The sequence below is a fragment of the Pedobacter sp. UYP24 genome, from assembly GCF_054057295.1.
The window spans coordinates 21,080-48,077 of record NZ_JBSRZD010000013.1 but is presented as its reverse complement, the minus strand read 5'-3'; the positions used below and the strand labels follow the sequence as shown (position 1 = coordinate 48,077).

Annotated in this window: 18 protein-coding genes; 9 read left to right on the top strand and 9 right to left on the bottom strand. The window is 39.7% G+C overall.

The genetic code is table 11. The annotated features are described in order from the left end of the window. Window positions 1–17: 17 nt before the first annotated feature. From ACVWYN_RS16995 to ACVWYN_RS16985, 3 genes are all read right to left on the bottom strand, one after another. The gene (locus ACVWYN_RS16995; RefSeq protein WP_457290081.1) at window positions 18–629 is read right to left on the bottom strand and encodes a hypothetical protein; all 612 of its coding nucleotides are present in this window, start codon (window positions 627–629) and stop codon (window positions 18–20) included. A 234-nt stretch (window positions 630–863) separates the two neighbouring features. Continuing rightward, window positions 864–1,490 (bottom strand): hypothetical protein, encoded by a 627-nt coding sequence (locus ACVWYN_RS16990; protein WP_457290080.1) that lies wholly within the window; start codon window positions 1,488–1,490, stop codon window positions 864–866. 127 nt (window positions 1,491–1,617) lie between these two features. Next, window positions 1,618–1,851 (bottom strand): helix-turn-helix domain-containing protein, encoded by a 234-nt coding sequence (locus ACVWYN_RS16985; protein ID WP_457290079.1) that lies wholly within the window; start codon window positions 1,849–1,851, stop codon window positions 1,618–1,620. Between the two features lie 354 nt (window positions 1,852–2,205). Here ACVWYN_RS16985 and ACVWYN_RS16980 point away from each other — a divergent pair, with 354 nt between their 5' ends. After that, entirely contained in the window at window positions 2,206–3,024 is an 819-nt protein-coding gene (locus tag ACVWYN_RS16980) for a hypothetical protein (RefSeq protein WP_457290078.1), read from the top strand. Window positions 3,025–3,350: 326 nt separating this feature from the next. Further along, on the top strand, window positions 3,351–3,995 hold the full coding sequence (locus tag ACVWYN_RS16975; RefSeq protein WP_457290077.1) for a DUF6266 family protein: 645 nt from the start codon (window positions 3,351–3,353) through the stop codon (window positions 3,993–3,995). Window positions 3,996–4,039: 44 nt separating this feature from the next. On the opposite strand, the gene ACVWYN_RS16970 is transcribed toward ACVWYN_RS16975, so the two are convergent. Next, entirely contained in the window at window positions 4,040–5,458 is a 1,419-nt protein-coding gene (locus tag ACVWYN_RS16970; protein WP_457290076.1) for a DUF1501 domain-containing protein, read from the bottom strand. Window positions 5,459–5,493: 35 nt separating this feature from the next. After that, on the bottom strand, window positions 5,494–7,884 hold the full coding sequence (locus ACVWYN_RS16965; protein WP_457290075.1) for a DUF1549 domain-containing protein: 2,391 nt from the start codon (window positions 7,882–7,884) through the stop codon (window positions 5,494–5,496). Between the two features lie 234 nt (window positions 7,885–8,118). On the opposite strand from ACVWYN_RS16965, the gene ACVWYN_RS16960 reads away from it, so the two are divergent. Continuing rightward, window positions 8,119–8,295, top strand: coding sequence for a hypothetical protein (locus ACVWYN_RS16960; RefSeq protein ID WP_457290074.1), 177 nt, complete (start codon window positions 8,119–8,121; stop codon window positions 8,293–8,295). 137 nt (window positions 8,296–8,432) lie between these two features. Beyond that, window positions 8,433–9,476 (top strand): hypothetical protein, encoded by a 1,044-nt coding sequence (locus ACVWYN_RS16955; RefSeq protein ID WP_457290073.1) that lies wholly within the window; start codon window positions 8,433–8,435, stop codon window positions 9,474–9,476. A gap of 229 nt (window positions 9,477–9,705) precedes the next feature. Here the strand turns inward: ACVWYN_RS16955 and ACVWYN_RS16950 are convergent, their stop codons facing one another. After that, a complete protein-coding gene (locus tag ACVWYN_RS16950; protein WP_457290072.1) occupies window positions 9,706–10,182 on the bottom strand; it encodes a DUF6702 family protein in 477 nt (158 codons plus the stop codon). Window positions 10,183–10,249: 67 nt separating this feature from the next. Here ACVWYN_RS16950 and ACVWYN_RS16945 point away from each other — a divergent pair, with 67 nt between their 5' ends. Together ACVWYN_RS16945 and ACVWYN_RS16940 are read left to right on the top strand one after the other, a co-directional pair. Further along, window positions 10,250–10,834 (top strand): HupE/UreJ family protein, encoded by a 585-nt coding sequence (locus tag ACVWYN_RS16945; RefSeq protein WP_457290071.1) that lies wholly within the window; start codon window positions 10,250–10,252, stop codon window positions 10,832–10,834. A 5-nt stretch (window positions 10,835–10,839) separates the two neighbouring features. Beyond that, complete coding sequence (locus tag ACVWYN_RS16940; RefSeq protein ID WP_457290070.1) at window positions 10,840–13,170, top strand: M1 family metallopeptidase; 2,331 nt, start codon at window positions 10,840–10,842, stop codon at window positions 13,168–13,170. On the opposite strand, the gene ACVWYN_RS16935 is transcribed toward ACVWYN_RS16940, so the two are convergent. Together ACVWYN_RS16935 and ACVWYN_RS16930 are read right to left on the bottom strand one after the other, a co-directional pair. After that, window positions 13,167–15,926 (bottom strand): DNA gyrase/topoisomerase IV subunit A, encoded by a 2,760-nt coding sequence (locus ACVWYN_RS16935; RefSeq protein ID WP_457290069.1) that lies wholly within the window; start codon window positions 15,924–15,926, stop codon window positions 13,167–13,169. The two genes, ACVWYN_RS16940 and ACVWYN_RS16935, sit on opposite strands and share 4 nt — an antisense overlap. A gap of 83 nt (window positions 15,927–16,009) precedes the next feature. Further along, window positions 16,010–16,498, bottom strand: a complete 489-nt coding sequence (locus ACVWYN_RS16930) for a cytidine deaminase (protein ID WP_457290068.1) — start codon at window positions 16,496–16,498, stop codon at window positions 16,010–16,012. 89 nt (window positions 16,499–16,587) lie between these two features. On the opposite strand from ACVWYN_RS16930, the gene ACVWYN_RS16925 reads away from it, so the two are divergent. From ACVWYN_RS16925 to ACVWYN_RS16915, 3 genes are read left to right on the top strand one after another with little or no spacing between them, the layout of a single operon-like run. Beyond that, window positions 16,588–21,756: a translocation/assembly module TamB domain-containing protein gene (locus ACVWYN_RS16925; protein WP_457290067.1), complete on the top strand. Its 5,169-nt coding sequence runs from the start codon at window positions 16,588–16,590 to the stop codon at window positions 21,754–21,756. After that, window positions 21,740–24,073 carry a translocation and assembly module lipoprotein TamL gene (gene tamL, locus ACVWYN_RS16920; protein ID WP_457290066.1) on the top strand — a complete coding sequence of 778 codons (2,334 nt, stop codon included), beginning with the start codon at window positions 21,740–21,742 and terminating at the stop codon, window positions 24,071–24,073. The genes ACVWYN_RS16925 and tamL overlap by 17 nt, the downstream gene beginning before the upstream one ends. A 35-nt stretch (window positions 24,074–24,108) precedes the next feature. Next, on the top strand, window positions 24,109–25,071 hold the full coding sequence (locus ACVWYN_RS16915) for a YihY/virulence factor BrkB family protein (protein ID WP_457290065.1): 963 nt from the start codon (window positions 24,109–24,111) through the stop codon (window positions 25,069–25,071). Here ACVWYN_RS16915 and ACVWYN_RS16910 read toward each other — a convergent pair. After that, the gene (locus ACVWYN_RS16910; protein ID WP_457290064.1) at window positions 25,068–26,924 is read right to left on the bottom strand and encodes a DNA topoisomerase IV subunit B; all 1,857 of its coding nucleotides are present in this window, start codon (window positions 26,922–26,924) and stop codon (window positions 25,068–25,070) included. The two genes, ACVWYN_RS16915 and ACVWYN_RS16910, sit on opposite strands and share 4 nt — an antisense overlap. Window positions 26,925–26,998: the final 74 nt, after the last annotated feature.

Here is a 26,998-nt window from a genome sequence, read left to right as displayed (position 1 = left end):
CATAGGACGGAAATTTACTACAATGGAACAATAAATCCCCTTGTAGTTTTGATTACATGGTTAATATCTACGCCATCTAAAAAGATGTAAAAAATTTCGAGTTCCCAGTTCTCGGAAGTGAGCGCAACTATCCGGTTATATGCATATTTAGACTTAAAAACGAATGTACAAGCTCTTTCATATTCAATACCGAACTTTGCCCCCCATATTGTGTCTAAATATTTTTCATCATAATATTTATAAGGAGCTATTTTATTTCCATAATGTGTAAATTTGCTAATTGCATTATTTTTAAAATTTGTCGGCGATAAAGGCATCGTTTTTCTCTCAATATCTTCCCTGCGATTAATAAGAATCCGAATGCCTATATAAACAGTGCTATCGCTATTTTTTAGAACTCGATCGAATAATGTTTGACTGTGATGAGGGGCACATTGCCAGTCGCCAAGTTCTACGTCTTTCATTGGAGCAATACTGAAATTGTTTGGCAACTTAAATTTAAGATGCGCATCTACCAACAAATCTTGAAAGGCTTTCTCAAACTGATTCTCGGTTAAAAGACTTCTTTGTGCGTTGGAGTTCAGAAAAAACACCAAGTTCAAAATCAAAATACAAAAAAATCTAACCATAAATTTGGAATTAAAATTGTCTAAGGATTTTTCTTTCTTATACCTCCATGCTGATTTTACGAGTGAACTATTTAATGAGCGTCCATCACTTATTACCATTTTAATACTTTAAGATATGATTTTTTGTTAGAAAGAACATATTCGTTGTAAGCTTTTACATTGACGTCTTCAACTGAGGACTATCCAGGCCTACATTTCTTTCCATTTTCCTATTTCTGCAGCAGTGAAACCTTTCTATCTTTCCTTAACCTCCCTTTTCGGTTCCTTCTTAAATTTCAACATTTTCTCCAGTCTCTTTAATCGATTTGCTAATTCTTGTTGGGATATACCGCTGTAATAGTGGTATATTTCAATATCAACTTTATTTTCTTTGTGCAAAAAAATTACTCTACAATTTTCATCGGGACTAAGTACGGGTATCTGTCTAAAAGGTACTAAATTCCATGTTCCGGCAACATCTGCATTATAAGTTTTTCTTGAAAATGCTTTATCAAACAATACAAATTTCTGATTAAACGGGATATAATTTTTGTTCGGATCATACAGTTCGCCATCAGACTTGACAATACTAAGCTTTTTAACAGTATCAATTGGCCCATTAAAACAAATTGCTACCGCCATGTGACCATCCAAACTTTTAAGCAAAATGCGTGAAACTGCCGTTACATGACCACTAATGCCATCTACTATCTGAACAGAACTATCTATAGTGACAAAACCCGTTGGCATTTTAAATTCGACATTGAATATTTTTAGGTTACGATTAAAATCTGACATCTGTCCAAAAGCACAGTTGCAAGAAATCACCACACATAATACGGTAATTCTGATAGTTGTAGCACCCAAAAACTTAATAGTCATACTTTAATTGGTCTTTGATGGTTGTAGACAAGTTGTCTTAAGCCAACTTGTCCCCTAATATAACGAATGGAACTTCAAATTAAAATTCTCTGCGTATTATATTTTCCCGCACAACCCCAACACCCCCTCAATCTACCGGTGTTCTTAAATATTGCATCACGCTAGATTCCAGGTAAAAATAGTTAATACCCATTTTCTTTGCTTCTATCAAACCCTTCTGCGTGTACCTTTTTAGCGTACGCGGACAGCGCTGCAGCATGTGGCATGCGGTACGTGTACTTAGCCACCTTTCCTGGGCATTTTTGTGTAATTCAATCAATTCTTTCAATAGGTCTGCGATACTTTTTAATGATACTTCCATGTTCTTAAATTTTAAAAAAGGGTTTAATAATGTTCTTGTTTTAACACCAGCAAAATTACTGGTCAGAAACCGCTTTAAAAAGTCAAAAACGTGCTTAAAACGACCAAATAGACTGTTTACCAGATCAAATGCAACCCTTTCACCTACCAACACTAGTTACCAAACAGGCGAAATACACACAATAAACAGGTGAACTACACACATTAAACCGACGAACTGCACCTGCTAAACCTGCGAACTGCACCTGGCACCAGGCGAACTACACAAATTTTATTTGCCATTTATTGGCCCAATAATCCGGAATTATTATAATTTCGCTCCCAATTCATTACATTTTAACTAACGCTCCCCATTTTGAACACGCTAGACAGGATTAACGCAGAAATTGAACCCATAAAATATAATAAACGGTATGTCTGCCTCATTGCGGCCAATCTACTGGTGATCATATTATATTTCAGATTACCTCGTAAAAACATGTTCTCCATTGATAGCGGAGATACGCTCTTTTTATTGCTGATATCGGCTGTAACGATCAGCTACATGCTGTTTAAAATGACCTACTTATTCATTAAAATGTTAGACCGTAATTATCCATGGAACTTCCCAAGTTTAAGGTGGCTCTATCAAATACTCTTATGTGTTTTACTGCCAACCAGCATTGCTACGCTGGTCTCCTACTTCTATTATCGTGCTTTTGGTTATGACCTCCTCCAGTCCAACACAAAAATCATCCATACTGTCATCATTTTTCTTTGCTTTGTCTTTGTAAACCTGTATTACTTCGAGCGTTGGGCAATACTAGCCCGAAAAAGAATAGCCAATCAGAAGGAAATTGTGGTTGATGAAATCAGCACACCTCCCATCATTATACTGCCAGAAGAGCTTCCGCTAATTATCATTAGTGAAAAGGAAAAACGCTGGGCTCGCATGCCCGATGGCATCATGAAAGAATGGGAACACACCATTGAAAAATCATTAACCGCATTGCCAGATGGGGATTATTTCATACTCTCCCGTGATATCATCTGCAGGAAAGATAACATCGCTACGGCCACCTATAAAAACAGAAAGTATACCGTGTCAACACGCATACCAGCAAACAACTACATCGTGCTAAGCGAAGCCGTTACCCGCAAGCACCGTCAATTTCTCCGCAGCATCCCGGTATAGCGTCTGCCTTCGGCCTGGCTTCGTCCTGGCTTCGGCACGGGTTCGTACGTCGGTTATCCATTCGGTATCCGTCGGGTATCGGTTCTGCATCATTGGTATATCTAAATAACAATTAAATAAGCTCAAAAGGCTCCTTAATGAATACCAAAAATACGGACCCAACAGCACCTGGTATACTGCCTGTAGCTTAATGACTGCCTACTTGTTGCTCTTGTGGACAGTACCTGGACAACGGTTGACAGTTCTGCTCCAGGCTTGGATTCCCTGATATTCTGCCTTAATTTTGCAGGAAACAAGAACAAATCATAAACAAAAACAGAAAAAACATGGGAAAATTTGACGGAAAAAATTTTATGGGATTTAGTGGAAAAGTAGGTGGCATAGTGGCTTATTACCTTAAAGGACAAAACGTGATTAGGCAGGTTGGTTATCCTGTAAAACCACCCAGCAAATTGCAAATTGCACAAAGACATAAATTAACGGTAATTAACGCGTTTCTTAGCCCGCTCAAAGGTTTTTTTAATACCGGGCTTAATCTGATGGTGAAAGACACGCCAAAGAATGCATACAATCAGGCAGTAGCGTATGCCAGCCTAGCACTTGAAGGGCAGTATCCAGACATCAGCATCAATTACACGAAAGTAATTTTAAGTCAGGGGTATTTGAAAAATCCAGAAAACCTGCAATTGTCTTTTCAGCACAATACGGTAGAAATAACCTGGACAAAAATCAATAATGATGTAAACAGAAACCTGGATCGTTCGATGCTCGCTTTCTATTTCCCCGACTTGGGAAGGGCCTTTATCGCTTTAACCGGGCCAGAAAGAGCGGATGGCCGCGTAACGCAAACTTTGCCGCCTGATTTCTTGAACCAAAGAATGATCGTGTACATCGCCTTCCAATCTGATGATAAAAAAGAGATCTCCCAAAGTGTTTACCTGGGAGATCTCTTCACCACTGCTGGTTTGTAATCAGCAGTCAATTTCTATTGTTCTAAAGTAAATTATTAACTTTATTATGCAAACAACGCTGGAACATGTTTACCCAGTCCATCTGGAGTGGTATAAAATGGCCGCTTTTCTATCACATAATTGGTTTCTGGTGCAATACCCAGGGCGTGGTAAATACTTTGGTGAACCTGGTCAATCACGATCGGGTTTTCGATTGTTTTGCATGGCCGCTCATCAGCAGTTTTGCCATATACGCTCCCCTTTTTTATGCCACCTCCAAACATCAACATGGAGCAGCCATCTGTAAAGTGGCGGTGCATACCGTAGTTTTTTATGTCTGTAATGATGTTTGGTTGCTCAACTTGTTCCTGTACTTTTAGTCCTGGCCTACCCTCTACCATCATGTCCCTGCTAAATTCGCTGGCCAAAATGACTAACGTACGGTCCAGTCTCCCGCTTTTTTCCAAATCTTTAATCAGCTGTGCTACTGGTCCGTCAATCTGCTTTTTCATATCAACCAGCCTGGTGTAACCGTTATCATGGGTATCCCATCCTTTAAAAGGCTCATATTCTGTAGTTACGCTGATAAACCTTGCGCCTTGGTCCGTTAGCCTTCTAGCCATCAGGCAGCCCAGCCCAAATTTCCCTGTGTTGTAAATATCATAGCTCTCTTTAGGCTCCAAACTTAAATCAAAGGCTTTCGCCTCTGGCGAATTAAGCAGGATGTAAGCCTGCTCCATGGATCTTTTTAGGGATTCCTTCTGGTAGTCGCTCCCGTATTCGCCCATTGGGCCCCGACTAATCAAATTATGGTAAAGCTGGTTTCGCTTTTCAAATCTCTTGGCAGACATGCCGACAGGCGGCCTCACACTTTCTAAACCGGCAGATGGATCTGGAATAAGAAAAGGCCCGTATTCATTGCCCAAAAACCCGGCAGTATGGAATGCTTTCAACTCCTCGCCTTCTCCCAATGTAAACCGCTGACCAATATCTATAAATGCCGGAATTACCGAATTTAAAGGTCCCATTTCTTTTGAAATCCAGGAACCAATATGAGGGGCTGCTACCGATTGAGGTGGCTTGTAACAGGTATGCCAATGGTATTGGTGTCTGGAATGCAGGATGTGTCCCATATCGGCGGCAACATAAGAACGGATCAGTGTTCCTTTGTCCATTATTTTCCCTATCGACTCTAATCCTTCAGAAAAATGAACACCATCCAGCATTGTAGGAACAGGTTTGAAGGTACTCAATACACTATTGGCCTCCATCCCCTTGGTAAAAGGAGTATATTTTTTTGGATCGAAAGTATCTGTGTGTGCCATTCCTCCAGCCATCCAAAGCAGGATAACGGTATCTGCAGTGGCATTTTTACTTGTTCCGTTACAGGACGACAGTAAATTGGTTAATGGTATACCGGCTGCCATAGCTGCCAGTGTAGCTGCACTTGTGTTCTTTAGAAATTCCCGTCTGTTCCAGCTCATATTTAGAAGATTGGATTTGATTTACGCCTCATGCTTTAGTAGATAATTTGAAACTCTGGCAGCAATACCATTGCCCAGAAAAAGTCTTGTATGGCTTCTGCTTTTGGAGCAGTCCCCAAGGTTTGTCTGGCCAGCTTAAACTCTTGAGCTGCAGGTTTCCGCCCCAGTGTTTTTTGATAGATTTCATCAATCAACTGATCCGTATTCTTGAATTTTGCTTTCCAGTTTTGCGCACCCTGAAGCAATACGGAATTGAAACGCCCACCGTTCGTTAGCTCCAAAGCTTGCAATAGGTTGGCCTGAGAATCTCTGCTTGTCGCTACTGTTTCCCGGTTTGGCCGGCCCAAAGCAGTTAAGAAAGAATTATTTGCCACCAATGATGCCCGTACAAATGCGGGTTTTACCGGCATCTTGTTATAAGCGGCATTCATAAATGGATTGTACCGCAAATTTGAGTCGGCAAAAACCGGAGATATGATGTTGCTTACCGCATCTGTAAACTGCTCGGCAGACATCCGCTTACGTGCCATTCCTTTAAATTGATATTTTGGATTACTAACCTGGCTTGCTTCTTTAAAGCCTACGGAAGGCATTTGATAAGTGTTAGAAGTAGCGATCAAATAGACCAGTTCTTTGACATCTGCTTTTTTGGCTACAAAATTAAAGGCCATCCAATCCAGCAAATCCTGGTTCCAGGGCTCATTGTCCATCACATCTACCGGCTCCACCAATCCGCGACCCATTAATTGCGCCCATACCCGGTTCACTATGGTTCGGTAAAGCCTGCCATCTGCTGGTTTGATCAAATTCTCTGCAAGCTGCATCCGCTTCTGCGCTACAGTTGCTTTCGCATCAATGGCACCCAATTCTTTCCAAAGCATCCTGGCATCCACAAATTTACCGGTGGGCTTATCACACCTGTTTATTTCCAATGTGGTATCGGCAAAGATATTGGCAAATGCATAGGCATCCTCTAGTTTTAAATCGCTGATAAAGCTGTTGTGGCAAGAGGCACACTTTAAGTTGAGGCCCAAAAATACCTGTGATACATTTTGAGCAGCCTGCATTTCTGTACGCTGACTGGAATTGATTACGCCACGCCATTTAATACCTTCTACAAAACCCTTTGATGCATCGGTAGGGCTGATGAGTTCTTTTACAAAAACATCATAAGGCTTATTCTCTTTGAGTGATTTATAAAGCCAGTCGGTAATATCAAATCTTCCACCGGTAATATATCCGGTACCTGTATAATCATTCCTCAACACATCATTCCAGAAACTAAGCCAATGCAAAGCATAGTCATCTTCCTGATCCAATAGTCTTCTCACCCATATCGCCCTTTTATCGGGTCTCGTATCTTTAACAAAGGCATCCAAATCCTGAGGACTTGGCAATAGACCTATAATGTCCAAATAGATCCGCTTTAGATAAATCTGATCCTCAACAGGTTTATCCCATTTAATGTTGTTCTTTTTAAAGTATACGTTAGTCCAAAGATCTATAGGATTAGAAAGTCCATTGCTTACTGCCGGAAGCACAGGATTACGAGGTTCCAATTTGGCTACCCGATAAATAACTTGCTTGCTTCCATCATCTGGCCAGGGCGCTCCCTTGTCGATCCAAAACTTAATGGTAGCAATATCCTTATCCTGAAGTTTTTTGCCTTTAGACGGCATAACATCCTTATGATCTATAGGAAGGTTGATTCTGAACAATTCACTTTCTGAAGCATTTCCGGGTACGATAACCGGTCCATCCTCTCCCCCTTTGAACACCAGGTGTTTACTGTCCAAACGAAGATCGCCTTTTACCTTCTCTTCACCATGGCATTTGTAGCAATTGTGTGCCAAAATAGCCCTGACCTCAGTATTCAGTTCCGCTTCTTGTTGTTTGCTAAGCTTGGCGGTATCATTTTGAAAACTGGCCAGACTAAAATTACCACTGCTCCCTGATTGGTAATCTCCATTCCATGGTAAGGTAGAGGAGATGAAATCATCACCATGTGTTAAACTGGCACCAAAATGTCCGGCTACGGAAACGCCAATAGCGGTAAAAAACAACAAGGTTCTATATAATTTAACAGTGGATGCTGTCTGCTTTTTACTTACCATGCGCAATAGGGCTACGGTAATTAAACTGAGTACTGCCGTAGCACTACCAGTATATAAATGTATGTTAAGAATATTACCTGAGTAATCGCCATATTTATAGAGCAGGAGTCCGAACAACACCGCAAATACCGCGGATATTGCCCCAATAATAATTAATATATCTATGCCTGCGCGGAATTTAGACTGATACTTTTTTAAGGTAAAAAGCTCTAAAAATGCCGCAAACACCAGTAAGGCGACTGGAAAATGCACAACAAGAGGATGAAGGTGCCCTAAAAAATTCCAAGGCCAAAATGGCTGGTCTTGTAACATACGTAGTTGATATCTGGTTAATAATACTGAGCTTCCGTGATGCGGGGTCAATTACTAAATATCTGATTAAATTTTAGAATAAACAACCTGTACTATCCTGATGGAGTAAAGAACCAAGTTTTAATTTTCAAGATGGGTTACCTAATGTTCACAATTGGCGAAATAGATATCGATGCAAATGAAATCTTCAAAACTTATAAGCTTTGTCGTTGTTTAACTTCCTAAATAGCAAATATGAACAACTTTTTTAGGGGATTAATTGCAGCCTGGGGTGCTAAGAAGCTTGGCGGAGGCTGCCTTTCAACAATTATTATTTTCGTTTTAATATGGACCTTGCTTGGTAAATGCAATAACAATGGTGCAAAGGCACAGACTCCCACAGTGAAAACGGCCGGTGTAGTAAGGATCTGATCATTTATAAACTAATTTTAGATATATCAGCAGGGTGGCTTTTATATTATTGTAAGTAGTGTTATACTTGTAGGAAATTATTAAATGCCCTCAGCCTAATGGGAACGCATAATCTTACCTTAATAAAAACATAAAAAATGAAATTACCCCAGTTAGCAGGGATGCTCATGGTCGGATTGTTCTCAATCGGCTTATCTACCAGTTGTACTTCTGAAACAAAAAAAGCCGGCAGCAAAGAATCTACTGCAACATCTGGAGATTCTACTGTAGAAGCTGAAGTTGGAACCGTGCGCGAGCCAGTTGATACTGCAAAATATAATGCAAAGATCAAAAAATTAGCCAATGGCGATACTACAGGGAGATGGCCGGTAAAAAACCAGCCTTACCCACTTGCTGGTGCAATATTGCCGTTTAAGCGTATCGTTGTCTATTACGGTAATCTTCATTCTAAAAAAATGGGTGCCCTTGGCGAATATGCACCGAAAGAGATGTGGAGTCGCTTAAATAAAGAGATTAAACATTGGGAAAAAGCAGATCCCTCAACTCCTGTTCAACCAGGTGTACATTACATTGCAGCTGTTGCAAGTGGTACACCAGGAAAAGATGGAAAATACATTAACCGCATGGGTGATAAACAGATTGATTCTGTTTTAAAAATAGCAAAGATGCAAAATGCGATCGTATTTCTTGATTTACAGGTAGCGTTAAGTACTATAAGGGCTGAGTTGCCAAGGATTGAAAAATACCTAAAAATGCCTCAGGTGCATTTAGGTATTGACCCTGAATTCTCTATGAAAGATGGTACCCTACCGGGTAAAAAAATAGGAACTTATGATGCTGCAGATATCAACTATTGTTCTGAATACCTGGCTAACCTGGTTAAAAAATACAACTTGCCTCCAAAAGTGTTTACTGTTCACCGATTCACTAAAAAGATGGTAACCAATTATAAAAACATTAAACTTCGTCCTGAAGTACAAATTGTAATGCACATGGATGGTTGGGGCGAGCCTGATCTTAAGATTGGCACTTACAGATACTTCATTTTCTCTGAGCCGGTTCAGTTTACCGGATTCAAATTGTTCTATAAAAATGATTTGAAAAAAACACCTAATCGCTTAATGACACCGGAAGAATTATTGAAATTGAAACCGGCTCCTATTTATATCCAATACCAGTAATACATAGGGCTTTTGGTGGCACCAGGTTATTGCGAGCCCCTTGTTATTGCTGTTTGTCATTACTGTTTGTCATTGCGAGCCCCTTGTCATTGCCAACCGCTTGTCATTGCCAACCGCTTGTCATTGCGAGCACCTTGTCATTGCGAGGAACGAAGCAATCTCATCGTGCAGTGTATTGCTTCGTTCCTCGCAATGACAAATAGCGCGCAATGACAAACAGCAATGATACTTAAAATGAAAACTCGGCCATCCCATCAGGATTGTCGAGTTTTGTGCTTTGACGCTTACCATTTACAATGGCATGGATCATATTGATTTGAGCATCATGCTGTTCAAACAGGATATTATTCTGGATACTGAACTTCTTAACTGGTGGAGCAGCTGAAGTCTCAAAATAACACCAGGCCGCTTCTTCCTCTATTTCATAGCCTATATACTTCAGGTTAAGCTCAACACCATTGGCTTTGATCTTTAAATGACCCTTTACATAGGCACTTATCAGCTGATCTACCTGCTGCTTGTTTCTAGGTTTTAAGATATTAATGCTGGTGTTGTATTTCTTATCTATGGCTTTTTCAAGGTCGTCAAAGAAAATACGCGTGCTTACCTGTACTATTTTGGTTTTCTGATTCTGCTCAATCTCAGTAACACTCACATAGAACGGGTGAAGTAAGGCAAACCAAACTAATAAAAGTTGTTGTAACATAATTGAATCTTATTGGAAATATCAGGATTGCTTTCAATCTTTAGTCAAATTTACAAATTAAAGCGCAATGCAGGATTTTTCCCTTTATTTTGACTTAGGATGGCAACATATTTTAGATTGGAATGGTTACGACCACATCCTATTTGTGATGGCATTATGCGGCGTCTATACCCTAAGGGAATGGAAAAAAGTATTAATCTTGGTTACTGCTTTTACTATTGGTCATAGTTTAACGCTGGCCCTAAGCGTATTCAATCTGGTTCACATTAATACAGCAGTTATAGAATTTTTAATCCCGGTTACCATTTTGATTACTGCGCTGACCAATATCTTAAGTAAAAAAACTAAACCTAAAAGCATCAGACTCAAATATTTTCTGGCTTTAGCATTTGGTTTGATCCATGGAATGGGATTTTCTAACTATTTAAAAAGTCTTTTAGGTAAAAGCACCAGTATTGTAGCAGAATTATTGGCATTTAATATAGGCTTGGAGGTGGGGCAAGTTGTAATTGTAACATTAACATTGATTTTTGGCTTTATTTTAGTCGCGCTTGTAAAAATTAAGCTATGGAACTGGACATTTTTCCTTTCTTCAGCTATATTTGGGATCTCCTTTATTATGGCGGCAGAGCGGCTTTCTGTAATTTTATGACACTTATGAAGAAACTTATACTTTTCCTTTCTGCAATTGTAATGGGCACCTGCTCTTTTGCACAAATGCTCAATAATCCTGGCTCCAACCATGGCAATAAATTTGAACAGCTGGGCACTTCATTATCTACACCAAACTCTTACAGAACGGCATCTGGTGCTCCGGGTTCTGCTTATTGGCAGCAACGCGCGGATTATGTAATTAATGCAGAACTGGATGAAAAAAAGTTATTGCTAACCGGTTCTGAAACGATAACCTACTCCAATAATTCCCCTGATCCCCTAAGCTATCTTTGGGTGCAACTGGACGAGAACCAGCACAAAGCAACCAGCGACAATAAGCTTACCGAGCAAAGTAAGATGACGGATAAGATGACCTATGCTACGCTTTCCAATATTGTTAGGGCAGAAAATGATTTTGGGGTAAAGATTGTTAAACTAACGGATGAGGCTGGCAAAGCAATCCCTTACGTGATCAACAACACGATGATGCGGATAGATTTACCCTTTGTGCTTAAACCCGGACAAAAATACATATTGAAGATTTCATGGAACTACAAGATATCAGACCGAACTACTATAGGTGGAAGAGGCGGTTATGAGTATTTTGCGGAAGATGACAACTATCTTTTTACCATGACCCAGTGGTTTCCCCGTATGGCAGTTTATTCAGATTTTCAAGGATGGCAAAACAAACAATTTGAAGGAAGGGGCGAGTTCGCCCTTGCTTTCGGAAATTACAAAGTGAACATGACCGTTCCGGCAGATCATGTTGTTGGTGCTACAGGACAATGCCAAAATTATGCACAGGTGCTTAGTTCCTCCAGCTTGAAAAGATGGAATGAAGCACAAACTGCTAAAACTCCAGTGGAAATTGTAAATCTGGCAGAAGTAAAATCGGCAATGGGCAAGCATTCCACTGCCAAGAAAACGTGGAGCTACGCTGCAGAGAACGTTCGTGATTTTGCTTGGGTATCTTCCAGACGTATTGTTTGGGATGCGATGGCAACTTATATAGAAGGCAAAAAGATTATGGCCATGTCTTACTATGGTCCGGAAGCTTATCCACTGTACAACAAATATTCTACTAAGGTAGTTGCCCATACACTAAAAGTATATTCTAAACACACCATTCCATATCCATACCCGGTGGCCATTTCTGTTGAGGCATCGAATGGAATGGAATATCCCATGATCTGCTTTAATTACGGCCGCGCTGAAAAAGACGGGACTTATACGGAAGCTGTTAAATTGGGGATGATTGGTGTAATTATCCATGAGGTTGGTCACAATTTCTTTCCGATGATTGTGAACTCTGATGAAAGGCAATGGACCTGGATGGATGAGGGATTGAATACCTTTTGCCAGTTTTTGGCGGAGCAGGAATGGGATAACAATTATCCTTCTGGCAGAGGGCCGGCACATAAGATAGTCGACTATATGAAAATGCCTAAAAATCAATTAGAGCCGATCATGACCAACTCTGAGCAAATTGTCAATTTCGGACCAAATGCTTATGCTAAACCAGCAACTGCACTTAACATTTTACGTGAAACAGTTATGGGCAGGGAACTGTTCGACTACGCATTTAAAGAATATGCAAAACGTTGGGCATTTAAACACCCTACACCTGCAGATCTGTTCAGAACTATGGAAGATGCTTCTGCTGTAGACTTAGATTGGTTTTGGAGAGGTTGGTTTTATGGTACTGATCCTGTAGACATTTCTTTGGATAGCGTTCGCTTTTACCGGATGAACAGCATGAAACAAGCTACTGAGAATGTGGACAAAAAAACTGTTTATGAACGCGACAATAAATATATTGGAAGGGAACGCAATAAGGTTGCCGGGGTTAAGTTTGCTGTAGAGCAAGATACCAGCTTACTAGACTTTTACAATAAATTTAACAGGTTTGAGGTTGGGAAAACTGCTGATCAGGAATTCCAAACCTATTACAATACGCTTAACGATAAAGAAAAAAGCCTTTATGAAAGCAAAAAGAATTTTTATGAGTTGAGCTTTAGCAATGTTGGCGGTTTGGTGATGCCAATTATTGTAGAGTGGACCTATAAAGACGGCACCAAGGAAGTAGACAGGATTCCGGCCTATATCTGGAGGATGAATGAGAATAAAGTGACTAAGGTTTTTGCAAAAGACAAAGAAGTGGTTTCTGTTCAGCTTGATCCTTACCGTGAAACAGCTGATATTGACGAAAACAACAACAGCTGGCCCAGAACACTAAAACCTTCCAGATTTGATCTGTTCAAACAACAGACAGTTCCAAGAGGTGCATCCAGTGGCGGAAATCCAATGCAAGAATCGAGGAAGCAGAACTAAAATAATTTAGTCTGCCCTTTATCGTCAATATCAATATCGTCAGGATTTGTGATCTCAAAGTCGACAGATTTTGCAGGAGGAACTTCTTTTACTTCTTCAATGGTAAGGTGATCATCTGAAGTACTTTCGTCAGAAACATTTTCCTCAAGAGAATCAGCTTCCTGCACCTCATCATCCTCGGACTCAGTTTCAGCAGCTATTTCTTCAGCATTTAAAACTGGAGCAGCAACGGGCTTCTGTTCTAATTCCAATTCAATTTCTTCATGGTTAGCGATGCTGATGTGCTTAACATCATGTTGAGAAAGGCGGTTTCCATTAGCTTTTATGCCCTTTACATCAATAAAATCTGCCAGCACCACTTCCAAAGTTTCGGGAGTTTGTGTTTTACCTTTTAATACCTCTACAGTCAGCATCGCAGCGGGATTGCTGGTCAAATACATAAACTTAGATCCGGCTTCTTCACTGATCATTCCACCTTTACGGCCAACGGCTATAGGTTCAAACAAGAAACGTTTTACGAAGTAGTTTTTGGCTTTACCCTCATATTGTACAAGGGCAAAAGGTTTTTCCGGTTCAAATTTCTGGATCAGGATTAAATCAGCGTCAAAGTGATTGCTCAATTCAAAAGTACTCAGTTCATACCATCCATCTTTATGCACCTGAAGGATTTTATCGTCGCCATCAAATTCGCCGAGATACTTACCCCTTCCATCTACATTTAACCTCCTTAACAAGGAATCATACCAAATCTTTAAGCCAGACAAAGTAGATACACCTTTACTCTTGAACAAAATCTTTTTAACAGGATACTTAGAAAGGATATTTCCCTGTGATCCGCGACCTTTAATCGCAATTTCTGCATAATCAAGATCGAACTGCAGTTTCTTTAACTTGGTATGCGGCTTAAGCTGGACGGTAACTACTTCAGCCTCCCCGTTAGGATTAGCACTAAAATACAACACTTTAGAGCCTTTGCTGCCTTTAGTCAGGTCGTACTCCTTATCGCGGGTTACGCCTACTACAGCAAACCGTTTAACATAGGAAATACCTGTTCCGCCATCTTTATAAATGAGGTTGTAGACCGTGCGCTCGTCGTTCTTTTTGAATACCTGCGCATGGAGAATACCTTTACCAGCAAACGTTTTATCTGCTACTTTGGTAATGACGCATTTACCATCTTCCCTAAATACAATAATCTCATCTATATCTGAGCAGTCCGCAATGAACTCGTCCTTACGCAACCCTGTTCCAATAAAGCCATCTTCCCTGTTCATGTACAGTTTTACGTTGGCCAAAGCCACTTTAGAAGCCTCTACCCTATCAAACAACCTAATTTCCGTTTTACGCTCCCTACCCTTTCCGTATTTATCCTTTAATTTTTGGAACCAGGCAATGGCATAATCAGTTAGGTGTTTCAAATGATTTTTCACTACTTTGATCTCATCAGCAAGCGCTTTCATTTGATCGTCTGCTTTCTTCACATCAAAGCGGGTAATGCTACTCATCGGTTTATCGATCAGTTTCTTTAGATCTTCGGCTTGTATTTCGCGGTAAAGCTGGTCTTTGAAAGGTGCAAATAACCTATTTAAAACTTCCACAACCATCTCAAAATTGACTGCGTTTTCGTATTCTGGATGCTTATACATCCCCTCTTGTATAAAGATCTTTAATAAGGAACTGAAAAATATCTTTTCCTGAAGCTCATGCAGCTTAATTTCCAGTTCCAATTTCAACAACCCTTTTGTGTGTTGTGTATTCTGAACCAGAATATCATTAACACTTAAAAAATTAGGCTTATCGCTCTGGATCACACAAGTGTTCGGTGATAGCGAAACCTCGCAGGAAGTGAATGCATACAATGCATCAATTGTTACATCGGGTGAGATGCCGGGTGCTAAATGAATAACGATCTCCACATGCCTTGCGGTATTGTCCTCTATCTTCTTAATCTTAATCTTTCCCTTATCGTTGGCAGAAAGTACGCTGTCTATTACGGAGCCGGTTGTGGTGCTGTAAGGAACTTCAGTGATGACAAGCGTACGCTTGTCCTTTTCTGTAATTTTGGCACGTACCCTGATCCTGCCACCCCTCATTCCCTCATTATAAGCAGAAAAATCTGCCATACCCCCGGTAAAGAAATCTGGTAAAATATTAGGCCTAGTGCCTTTCAATGCCTCAATAGAGGCATCAAGCAGCTCGATAAAGTTATGCGGCATTACCTTAGTAGCCAATCCTACTGCAATACCTTCTGCTCCCTGTGCCAGCAATAGCGGAAACTTAACGGGAAGTGTAATGGGCTCGTTATTTCTTCCATCATAACTTAACTGCCAAACGGTAGTATCCGGATTAAAAACTACATCATTCGCAAATTTAGAAAGCCTGGCTTCTATATACCTGGGTGCCGCAGCACTGTCACCAGTTATCGGGTCGCCCCAGTTTCCCTGACAATCGATTAACAAGTCTTTCTGACCAATTTGCACCATGGCATCACCGATAGAAGCATCACCGTGAGGGTGATATTTCATGGTATTACCAATCACATTGGCCGCTTTATTGAAGCGGCCATCATCCATTTCCTTAAGAGAATGCATGATGCGACGTTGCACCGGCTTTAATCCATCATTGATGTGTGGTACCGCGCGATCAAGAATTACATAAGATGCGTAATCGAGGAACCAGTTTTCGTAAAGCCCGTTAATAGGAATTACGGTATGCGTACTTTCTTCGTTTACGTTGTTTTCTATTTCGTCACTCATCAAAAAAGGATTGGATTCCGTAAATATAAGGGTTGGATATAGATTTTAAGAACAGAAGTTTCCAACAGTATGCTGTGGATTATTTATTTAACCAATCGATCCTCTACAAAAGCAAAAGGCAGCAGGTTTTTAATTCCCTTTGCTTTAATGATCTGCCCATTTAAGCAGTAAAAAAGTACTTCTATTTCCTTTTTTTGCCGCTGCTCAAATTCCGCCATTACCTGTAGGCAGGCCCCACAAGAAGCTATGGGCCTGGCAATCTCGAAATCTTCGCTACGCGCGGTAATTGCCATTTTCTCGATAACCACATTTGGATGTGTTGCGCCGGCAGTAAACAGCGCCACCCGCTCTGCGCAGAGTCCTGAAGGATAAGCTACGTTTTCCTGATTACTACCAGTAATTACTACACCATTGGCCAACTGAATTGCAGTACCAACCCTGAATTTAGAGTATGGAGAATAGGAAGAATCCAGCGCCTTTTTCGCTAGGTTACATAACAATTGATCTTCCTGATTCAGGGCATCCAGGTTATGGAAAGTTTGGTAACTGATAATAAAAGTTTTTTGATCCATATCTAAACATACGTAAAAATTGCGTGTTATATAACCCAATGGCATGGTTTTGGTTATTATATAACTAGCTAATCTTCAAATTTCTTAGGTTGAATAAATATATACGCAAAAGTTTAAAAGTTATCTTATGGGTGATTGCCAGTATTATTATACTGGTTGTGTTACTTGCTCTTTCTTTAAACATCCCCGCCGTTCAAAACTTTGTGAAAGATAAAGCGATTAGTTATCTAAAAAACAAAACAAAAACAGAAGTTAGGCTTGAAAGCATCCATATAGCGCTTCCTAAGGATGTTGTTCTAAACAAATTCTACATTGAAGATAAAAAGGGCGATACGCTCCTTTATGCCCAAAAGCTTACGGTAGATATAAGCCTGCTGAAACTTTTGAGTAACAAAGTGGAAATCAACAACATTTCGCTTCAAAAGATTAGGGCTAATGTAACACGTATAAACCCTGATACTGCCTTTAATTTTTCCTTTTTAGTGGACGCATTTATGTCTGAGCAAACAAAACCTGAAAAACAGGTCAGCAAAGACAGCACTTCCACGTTGAAATTTTCTATTGATAAAGTTAGTTTCGAAGACATCGGTATCAATTATCATGATGATGTTGCCGGCAACGACCTTAAACTAAACCTGGGAGAATTCAATGCAAAATTGAAGGATTTTGATCTGGCTAATCAACATTATGTCATCAAAACCTTATCTCTGAAAAACACATTTGTTAAATACCTACAGCAAAAACCGCTTACAGAACTGGCTGCTCACATTATAAATAGTATTGATACCGCAAAAACTGATTCAGGCAAGCTGCCCCTTATAGAAGTACAGGACTTTTCATTTAAGAAAATTAAAGTTGATTTTGACGACCAAACCTCTGGTATGAACACCCTGGTTGACCTAAATAGTCTGGAACTGGAAAAACTAGTTATGGATTTGACCAACAACAACTATAAGCTTGCTACCGGAAAAATCAACAACACACTTGTTGATTTTAAGATGCCGGGTAGCAAAGCCACCGTAAACCTAAATGAGTTTTCGCTGGGCGATATGGTTGCTGATGTAAAAAACGGAAAATATAGCTTGAATGAAACAGCATTGAATAAGTCGACCGTCCTATTTGCTATGAGTGCGGTTAAACTTGCTACGTCATCATCAAATGCAGCTACTACCACAAAAAGCACCCCGATTTCTTTAACTGTAAATAAATTGAGTCTTGCCGAAAACAACATACAGTTCGACAATACCTCTGCGAAACCTGTTAAGGGCATGGACTTTAAACATTTAAAGATCAGTAATTTTGAACTTGTTGCCGAAGCCTTGGGTTACAGTACAAGTGGAATAAGGGTAAGAGTTAAGTCGGGCTCATTTCATGAAAAGAGCGGATTTCAATTAAATAAATTACAAGGGAATGTGGTTTATTCCGACAAACAGATCCTTATTGAAAATTTACTGGCTAAGACCCCTAACACGACTATAGAAAACAACACGAAGTTAGCATTCACTTCATTGGAAGACCTGACCAAACATCCTGAGCGCGTCAAAATTGCCATGAATTTAAGCAATACGGTAATAGGACTTAAAGACGCTACCTATTTCAGCACAGCTGTGCCTGCCAATTACCGCAATGAAAAAATTAGGGTTAATGCAGTAGTTAATGGTTACATGAGCAACCTTAGTATCCCTAAACTGCAGGTTACGGGCTTAAAAAGCACTTACATTGATGTAAGTGGAACGGTTAAAGGTTTGCCTGATGTGAATAAAACTTATCTGGACCTGAACATTAAAAAGTTCTCAATAACAAAACGAGACCTGTTAATTGTGATTCCTAAAAAATCTTTACCGGCTTCCATCGAATTGCCGAATGTGATTGCAGCAAATGGAAAATTTAAAGGGTCTATGACTAACTTTAATACAGCCCTCAATATCAGTACTGATATGGGATCGGCAAAACTTGTGGCCAAAATGAAAGGTCCTAAAGGCAGGGAACAGTATGCAGCCAATATTAACCTTAAAAATTTCAATGTTGGCAGGTTGTTAAAAATGCAGCCTAAACTAGGAAGAATCACAGCAAAGGCTACCGTTAGCGGAACCGGACTGGATATGAAAAAAGCTTCGGCAAAGGTGAATGCACAGGTAGTAAGTGCTTATTATAATAAATACACTTTCAGAAATTTGTTGCTGAGCGGTAATTACGCCGGTCAAAAGCTAAACCTGAAAAGCAGCATGGCCGATACCAATGCTAATTTCAGCTTAATTGCTGCAGTAAATTTGGCGGGTAAGTATCCGTCAGTTAAAGCCGACCTAAATCTAAAACAACTAGACCTGCAGAAACTGAATTTTAGCACCACTCAATTTAAACTTGCAGGATTGGTTACTGCTGATATTAAGACTGCTGATCCTGATTATTTAAATGGGGATATTAGTATTAGAAGTTTGCAGCTGGTAAAAGAAGGTAAGAAGTTTAATCTTGACACCATTGATGTACACTCAGAGGCTTCAGCAGAACACAACTTATTTACTTTAAAATCTGAAGTACTGAGTGCTCGTGTAGATGGCAAGTATCAGCTTACCAATTTGGGAAGTGCATTTATTAACCAAATTAATAAGTACTATCAGTTTGGTGAGGTCGCTAAAATTCCCGATCAGCGCTTTAGATTTAGCGTGAACTTTTACAACCCCAAATTTTTAAGCAACCTAATCCCGGCATTAACCACGTTCTCTCCATCTAGCATGAGTGGATTAATTGACACAAAGAAGGACAGTTTATTAATTCATGCTTTTTTTCCTCAGTTGGTATATAGTGGCTACAAAGTAGACAGCTCCAGACTGAATATCGACAATAACAATCAGCAACTAAACTATAAACTAACGATTAAAAGTGTTCAAAGTCCGTCTATCGCTTTATACAACTCTGAAATTAGCGGTAGCGCAGCAAATAATTTACTGGGACTTAATCTGTTCTTGCGCGACAGTAAAATGAAAAACAAATATGTTCTGGCTGGTAACTTCAAATCTTTGAATAAAAATTACCAGTTTAGCTTTGACCCAAACAAGTTATTATTGGATTACCAAAAATGGGCGGTATCGGCAGACAATTACCTGCAATTTGGGCAGTCGGGTATTCTGGCCCACAACTTCAACCTAAGTCAGGGTGGTCAGATACTTCGAATTAACAGCACCGACAATACGCCAAACTCGCCGCTTACTGTTGAATTCAAAGATTTCAGAATTGAGACTTTAACTAAATTTGCTAAGCAGGATACTGCACTTGCAGGAGGATCAATTAACGGTATAGTAAACGTAAAAGACTTAATTAGCAATCCTAAGTTTGAAGCAAACCTAACGGTAGATCAGTTGCGCTATCAAAAAGACCAGCTTGGAACATTACGCATTGCAGTGAATAACAATACTGCAAATGCATTCGAGACAAATATTGCTTTAACGGGAGTTCACGAGATTAGAGTTAATGGATTCTATTACACCAATACAGAAAATGCGCTGGATTTGACGTTGAATATTGACAAGATAGATTTAAAGTCGCTGCAAAGCCTCTCTATGGGTCAGATCAAAAATGGATCAGGCACCATTACTGGACAGCTTAGTGTTAAGGGTGCTGTACTAGCACCAAAAGTACTGGGAGATATTAAATTTAACCAGGCTGCATTTACTGCGAACTATGTAAACTCCTATTTTAGAATGCCTAATGAAACCCTCAGTTTTACCAATACAGGCCTGAACTTTAACGACTTTACTGTTTTGGATTCATTGGGTAAAAAATTCACGGTTAATGGTGGTATCCTGACTTCTGATTATACCAATTTTAGGTTTAACATGGATATTGCTTCAGATAATTTCAGGGTGATGAATTCTACTGCTGCTGATAATGACATGATCTATGGGACTGTTTACCTGACCAGCAATGTTAAAGTGCGGGGTGATTTAAACCAGCCCAATGTAGACATGGCTGTAAAAGTGGAGAAAGGCACTAAGTTTTATTTTGCTATGCCGGTTAATGATCCTTCAATAATTGATCAGGAAGGAATTGTACAATTCATAGACGCAGACGCTGCTCCATTTAACGGGCAAAAAGCATTGAATGGAGATAGTATCAGCAAATCGCCAATCAAAGGAATTAATTTAAGCGCTAACCTAACGGTAGACCCAGAAGCAGAATTAAACGTGATAGTAGATCCTTCAAATGGTGACGCCTTGAAAGTTAGAGGTGATGCCAATCTGGTAGCTACCATGGACCCAAGTGGCAAGACCAGCTTAACAGGAAGGTATGAAATTACGGATGGGTCGTATAACTTGTCAGTTGGCCCACTGGGCAAGAAAGCTTTTAAATTGGTAAAGGGCAGCGCAATTGTATGGACGGGAGATCCAATGTCGGCCAATGTAAACCTTACCGCATTATATGAGGTAAATGCTGCGCCAATAGATTTATTGAATGACCCTACAAATACCCCTGCAAAAACCAAGCTGCCGTTTCAGGTTTACCTGATGATGAAAGATGAGTTATTGAAACCATCTATATCCTTCCGTTTGGATTTACCTGAGAATGAGCGGGGAGCTTTAGGTGGTATAGTTTATACCCGCATACAACGTGTAAACCAGGATGAAAATGAATTGAACAAACAAGTATTTGCATTGCTAGCGCTAAATAGGTTCATTGCCGAGAATCCATTCCAAAGTTTAGCCGGCGGCGGTGGTGGTGTATCCACACTTGCACGTTCCAGTGTGAGCAAACTGCTTACTGAGCAGTTGAATAACCTGGCTTCTGATTTAATTCAGGGTGTTGACATTAACTTTGGCGTAAATTCATCAGAAGATTACTCAACCGGGTCGTTGGAACAAAAAACAGATCTGGAAGTTGGCTTGTCTAAGAAACTATTAAATGACAGGCTAACCGTTACTGTTGGTAGCTCTTTCGGATTGGAGGGTCCTCCAACCCAGAATCAGAAATCGACCAACATTGCGGGAAATGTAAACGTAGAATATGCACTGTCTGCCGACGGAAGATATAGACTAAGGGCTTACAGGCGTAACCAGAATGAGGGCGTAGTTGAAGGTCAGATTGTTGAAACAGGACTTGGTTTTGCATTGGTGGTTGACTACAATAAGTTCAAAGAAATTTTTCAAAAGAAAGAGACGCGAGAACAAAGAAAGGCAAGAAAACAGAATAACAAGGAGCGGGAACTAGAGAACAGAAATAAGGAAGCAGAAGAACAGAAATTAAAAAATGAAAAACCTATATAGACTTTTATCATTCCTTTTTGTATTTACGGTTATTACGTCATGTAGTAGCACTCGTGGATTAAAGCCCGGGCAAGTGCTTTATACTGGAGCCCAAGTAAAGATTAATCCGGATACTTCTAAAAGAATTAATGATCAAAAATATGTGAGAACCACACTTGAGGGCAAAACCAGACCAAAGCCAAACAAATCTTTTTTAGGCTTTAAATACAAACTATTCTTTTACAATTTGGCGGGTGAACCTACGAAACCCAAAGGATTTAAACATTGGTTGAGAACTAAATTTGGCGAACCTCCCGTTTTATTAAGTGAAGTTAAGATAAAATACAACAACGACGTACTAACAAGTTATCTGATCAGTCAGGGTTACTTACAATCTGTAGTTACGGGAGACACTATAGTTAAAGGTAAAAAAGGTAGGGCTATCTACACCGCACTTACTGGGCAACGATATAAGATAAATAGCATCAGCTTTCCTAAAGACAGTGGTACTCTGACCCACATTATTAATCAGCACAAAGGCGAAACCCTACTAAAGGTGGGCAACTTTTACGACCTTGATGTTTACAAAAATGAAAGGATCAGGATTGACAACGACCTTAAAGAAACCGGGTATTTTTATTTTAGTCCGGATTACCTGATCCTTCAGGTAGACAGTACCATCGGCAAAAACCTGGTAGACATTAGGCTGCGGGTAAAAGACATTGCACCAGATGCAGCCTTAAAACCTTATACCATTAAAAACATCAACATCTATCCAAGTTATACATTACGTAAAGATAACGAATTGAGAAAACTGGAGCCATTGAAATATAAGGACTTCAATATTTACGACAATAGAAATACGTTTAAACCAGGAGTGTTTGATAGACTGGTTTTCTTTAAAAAGGATGAACTTTATAACAGAAAAGACCATAACCAATCGCTCAACAGAATGGTTAACATTGGTGCTTTTCAAAATGTTAAGGCTGAGTTTTTGCCTATCGACAGTTTTAAAAACAACCAATTGGACCTCAATATTTACCTTACACCATTAAAGAAAAACTCTCTTTCATTTGGCATAACTGGCACCAGTAAATCCAATAACTTTGTTGGCTCTGAAGTAAAACTTACGCAAACTAAAAGAAACATTTTTAGGGGGGCAGAAATTCTTGAGATTAGTGCAAGTGGGGGCTTTGAAACTCAGGTTAGTGGTAAATCTGCACAAAACTTAAACTCATATTCCCTAACAGGAGAGGCAAAATTAACATTTCCAAGATTTATTGTACCGTTTTATAAGCCCGGTAGTACCAATACGTTTATTCCTAAAACCATCACTTCTGTGTCTTATCAACTGTTAAACAGAGGATCTTTATACACCTTAAACAGTTTTAAAGGCGAATTTGGTTACAGTTTTAAAGAAAATCAATATAAAGAGCATATTTTTAACCCGATATCCGTGAACTACGTTCAACCAATAATTGGCAAAAATGTGGACACTTTACGACTTTATGATTCGATTCCCGGCTTAAGGTATACGCTTCAAAAACAATTGATTATAGGTAGCAATTACAATTTTACCTATACCAACCAAATGGAACAATCTCGCCGCAACAACATGTATTTTAATGGTACTATAGAAACCGGCGGAAATGTTTGGGGTCTGTTCACACCCAAAAATTCAAAGGGACAAAAATCGATATTTGATGTTCCGTTAAACCAATTTGTAAGACTAGAAACAGACTTTAGAGACTACTACAAGGTAAACCGCGGGGTTACTTGGGCAAACCGGCTAAATTTTGGATATGGTTATGCTTATGGCAGCAGTACCTCTCTCCCATTTGTTAGACAGTTTTTTGCAGGTGGAAGTAATGACATTCGAGCTTTTAAAGCCCGCTCATTAGGCCCAGGGACTTATAAAGTATCAGACACCATCCGCTTTGCAGATCAGGGAGGCGACATTAAATTAATGCTAAATAGCGAACTCCGATTTAAAATAGTTAGCGTGTTGTATGGCGCCATATTTGCAGATGCCGGTAACATCTGGTTAAGAAAAGAAGACAGGGGCATTCCGGCTACGTCATCAAGTCCGGAAATTGCAGGAAGACCAGGTTCAGAATTTAAGTTTAAAAATGTCTTGAATGAACTAGCTGTTGGTACAGGTGCCGGACTCCGGTTAGACGCTACCATCTTTGTGATTAGGCTGGATGTGGCATTTCCAGTTAGGAAACCTTACCTTCCTGAAGGACAGCGCTGGGTTCTTGACCAGGTCTCTTTTGGGAGCAAGAGTTGGAGAAGAGAGAATTTGATCTATAATATTGGCATTGGTTATCCTTTCTAAAAATGAAGATTTTGACTAAAATAAAGTGTTTTTTTATGGCTACTTATCACCTATTTGTAGCCGCAGGTAAAGGTTTTATAGAAGATAAGGTAATGAAGTTGAGCGCAGCTTTAGCTTATTATACCATATTTTCCCTCACACCATTAATTATTATTTTAATATCAGCAGTTACCTTGTTTTTGGGCGACCGCATGGATCCTGGGTCTGAGTTGTTCTCTGAAATAAGCCAAATGGTTGGATCTGATGCGGCAGCTCAATTGAAGTCGTTCGTAGATCAGTCTAATTTAAGTGACAAAAGCACTTTAGGCTTGGTTATCGGGGTAATTACACTTGTGATAGGTGCCACAGCGATATTTATTGAAATACAGGATAGCATTAACCAAATCTGGAAAGTTAAAGCGGTGCCAAAACGTGGATGGAAAAAATTGATTACCAACAGGTTGCTCTCTTTTTCCTTAATTGCCTCATTAGGGTTTTTATTGCTGGTATCCCTTGTGCTTAACAGTATTGTAGTAGGTATTGGCGATAAACTGGCCGGTTATGCTACTAAAGTAGGGATAGAAAGAGTATCAGCGCTTTTTATGCTAATCGTTACCAATACACTTACCCTGGCAGTAGTTACTTCTATATTCGCTATCATCTTTAAAGTACTGCCAGATGTTAATTTGAAATGGAAACCGGCGATTGTTGGGGCTTTGTTTACCGCTGTGCTTTTTAGCCTGGGTAAATATTTAATAGGGGTCTATATTGAGAAGGGTAATCCAGGCTCCACATTTGGTGCTGCAAGCTCCATTATTGTGATATTGGTTTGGATTTACTATACATCTATTATACTTTATTTTGGAGCAGAGTTTACACAAGCATATGCAGAAAAGTTCGATGAAGGAATTTCACCAAGTAAATATGCAGTGCACACTAAAATTATTATCGTTGAAAAGAAAGTAGATGTACTGCCACCCCAGCATCCTGAAGAGACAAAAATTAAAGAAGAAAGTTAGGCAGATTCAACAAGCTCTTCAACTGTATCTTTTTCTACCCTTAAGTTACGGATAATATGTTGCTGCCTGTCGGGCGTGTTTTTACCCATATAGTATTCCAGCAGATTCTTAATCGTTTGATCCTTTAAGATCACGGGATCAAGCCGGATGTCTTTACCTATAAACAGCCCAAACTCATCTGGCGAAATTTCTCCCAATCCTTTAAACCGGGTGATTTCAGGCTTGTTGCCTAGTTTTACTATTGCTTTCTTTCGCTCGTCATCACTGTAGCAATAAATAGTTTCTTTCTTATTACGTACACGAAACAACGGTGTTTGCAAAATGTAAACATGGCCGGCACGAACCAGGTCAGGGAAAAATTGCAGAAAAAAAGTCATCATTAATAGTCTGATGTGCATCCCATCCACGTCGGCATCTGTAGCAATTACAATATTATTGTAATGCAAGCCTTCCAGTCCGTCCTCAATATTCAGCGCATGCTGTAATAGATTGAATTCCTCATTCTCATAAACCACCTTTTTTGTAAGCTCATAACAATTTAATGGCTTGCCCTTTAAGCTGAATACAGCCTGACAATCCACATCTCTTGATTTGGTGATAGATCCTGAAGCAGAATCCCCTTCGGTAATGAATAGCGTAGTCTCGTAACGTTTATCGTGGGTACTGTTGAAATGTACTTTACAGTCCCTCAGCTTTTTATTGTGCAAGGACGCTTTCTTGGCCCTATCATTAGCCAGTTTCTTGATACCTGCAATATCTTTGCGCTCTCTTTCTGATTGCATGATACGTTTTAACAGGGCGTCAGCTACGTCAGAATGCTTATGAAGGTAATCATCCAGTTCTTTCTTAACAAAATCGTTGATGAACGTGCGTACGGAAGGACCTTCCGGGCCCATGTTCTGAGAGCCCAGTTTGGTTTTGGTTTGCGATTCAAATACTGGTTCCTGTACACGTACCGATACTGCAGCTATAATAGAGGCCCTAACATCAGATGCATCAAATTCCTTTTTATAAAACTCACGAATGGTTTTGACTACCGCTTCGCGGAAAGCGGCCTGGTGTGTTCCGCCCTGAGTGGTGTGCTGACCGTTTACAAAAGAGTGGTAATCCTCACCATATTGCTGACCATGCGTCATCGCTACCTCAATATCATTACCAATTAGGTGTATAATTGGGTAGCGAAGCTCTTCAGGCTTATTGAATTTTGAAAGAAGATCATACAAGCCCCTTTCAGAGAAATATTTTTGGTTATTGAAGTTAACAGTTAAGCCCGTATTCAGGAAAACATAATTCCAGATCATGCTTTCTACAAAATCAGAAATGTAATGGTAGTTCCTAAAAATACTTTCATCGGGATAAAAGGTTATTGCAGTGCCATTACGCTGGGTAGTATCTATGATATCATGCTCAAGGATGATCTCACCCTTAGAAAATTCAACTTTTTTAGTTTTACCATCACGATAAGACTGTACCACAAAATTTGCAGAAAGTGCATTAACGGCCTTAGTACCTACACCGTTTAAACCTACCGATTTCTGGAAAGCTTTGCTGTCGTATTTACCACCCGTATTGATCTTGGATACACAATCTATAACCTTACCTAAAGGTATACCCCTGCCAAAATCCCTTACATTAACTTTAGAATCTGACACGGTAACGTCTATCGTTCTGCCAGAGCCCATAACAAACTCATCAATAGAATTATCAACAATTTCTTTAAGCAATACATAGATTCCATCATCCTGTGCAGAACCATCGCCCAGCTTACCGATATACATACCCGGACGCAGCCTGATATGTTCTTTCCAGTCGAGAGATCTGATACTATCGTCGTTATAAATAGGTTCTGCCATGATGATGATGAGTCTTTTACAAAAATAACACATTTCATCTGGATATTTTCTAAATTAGTTCGCCAATCAACAAT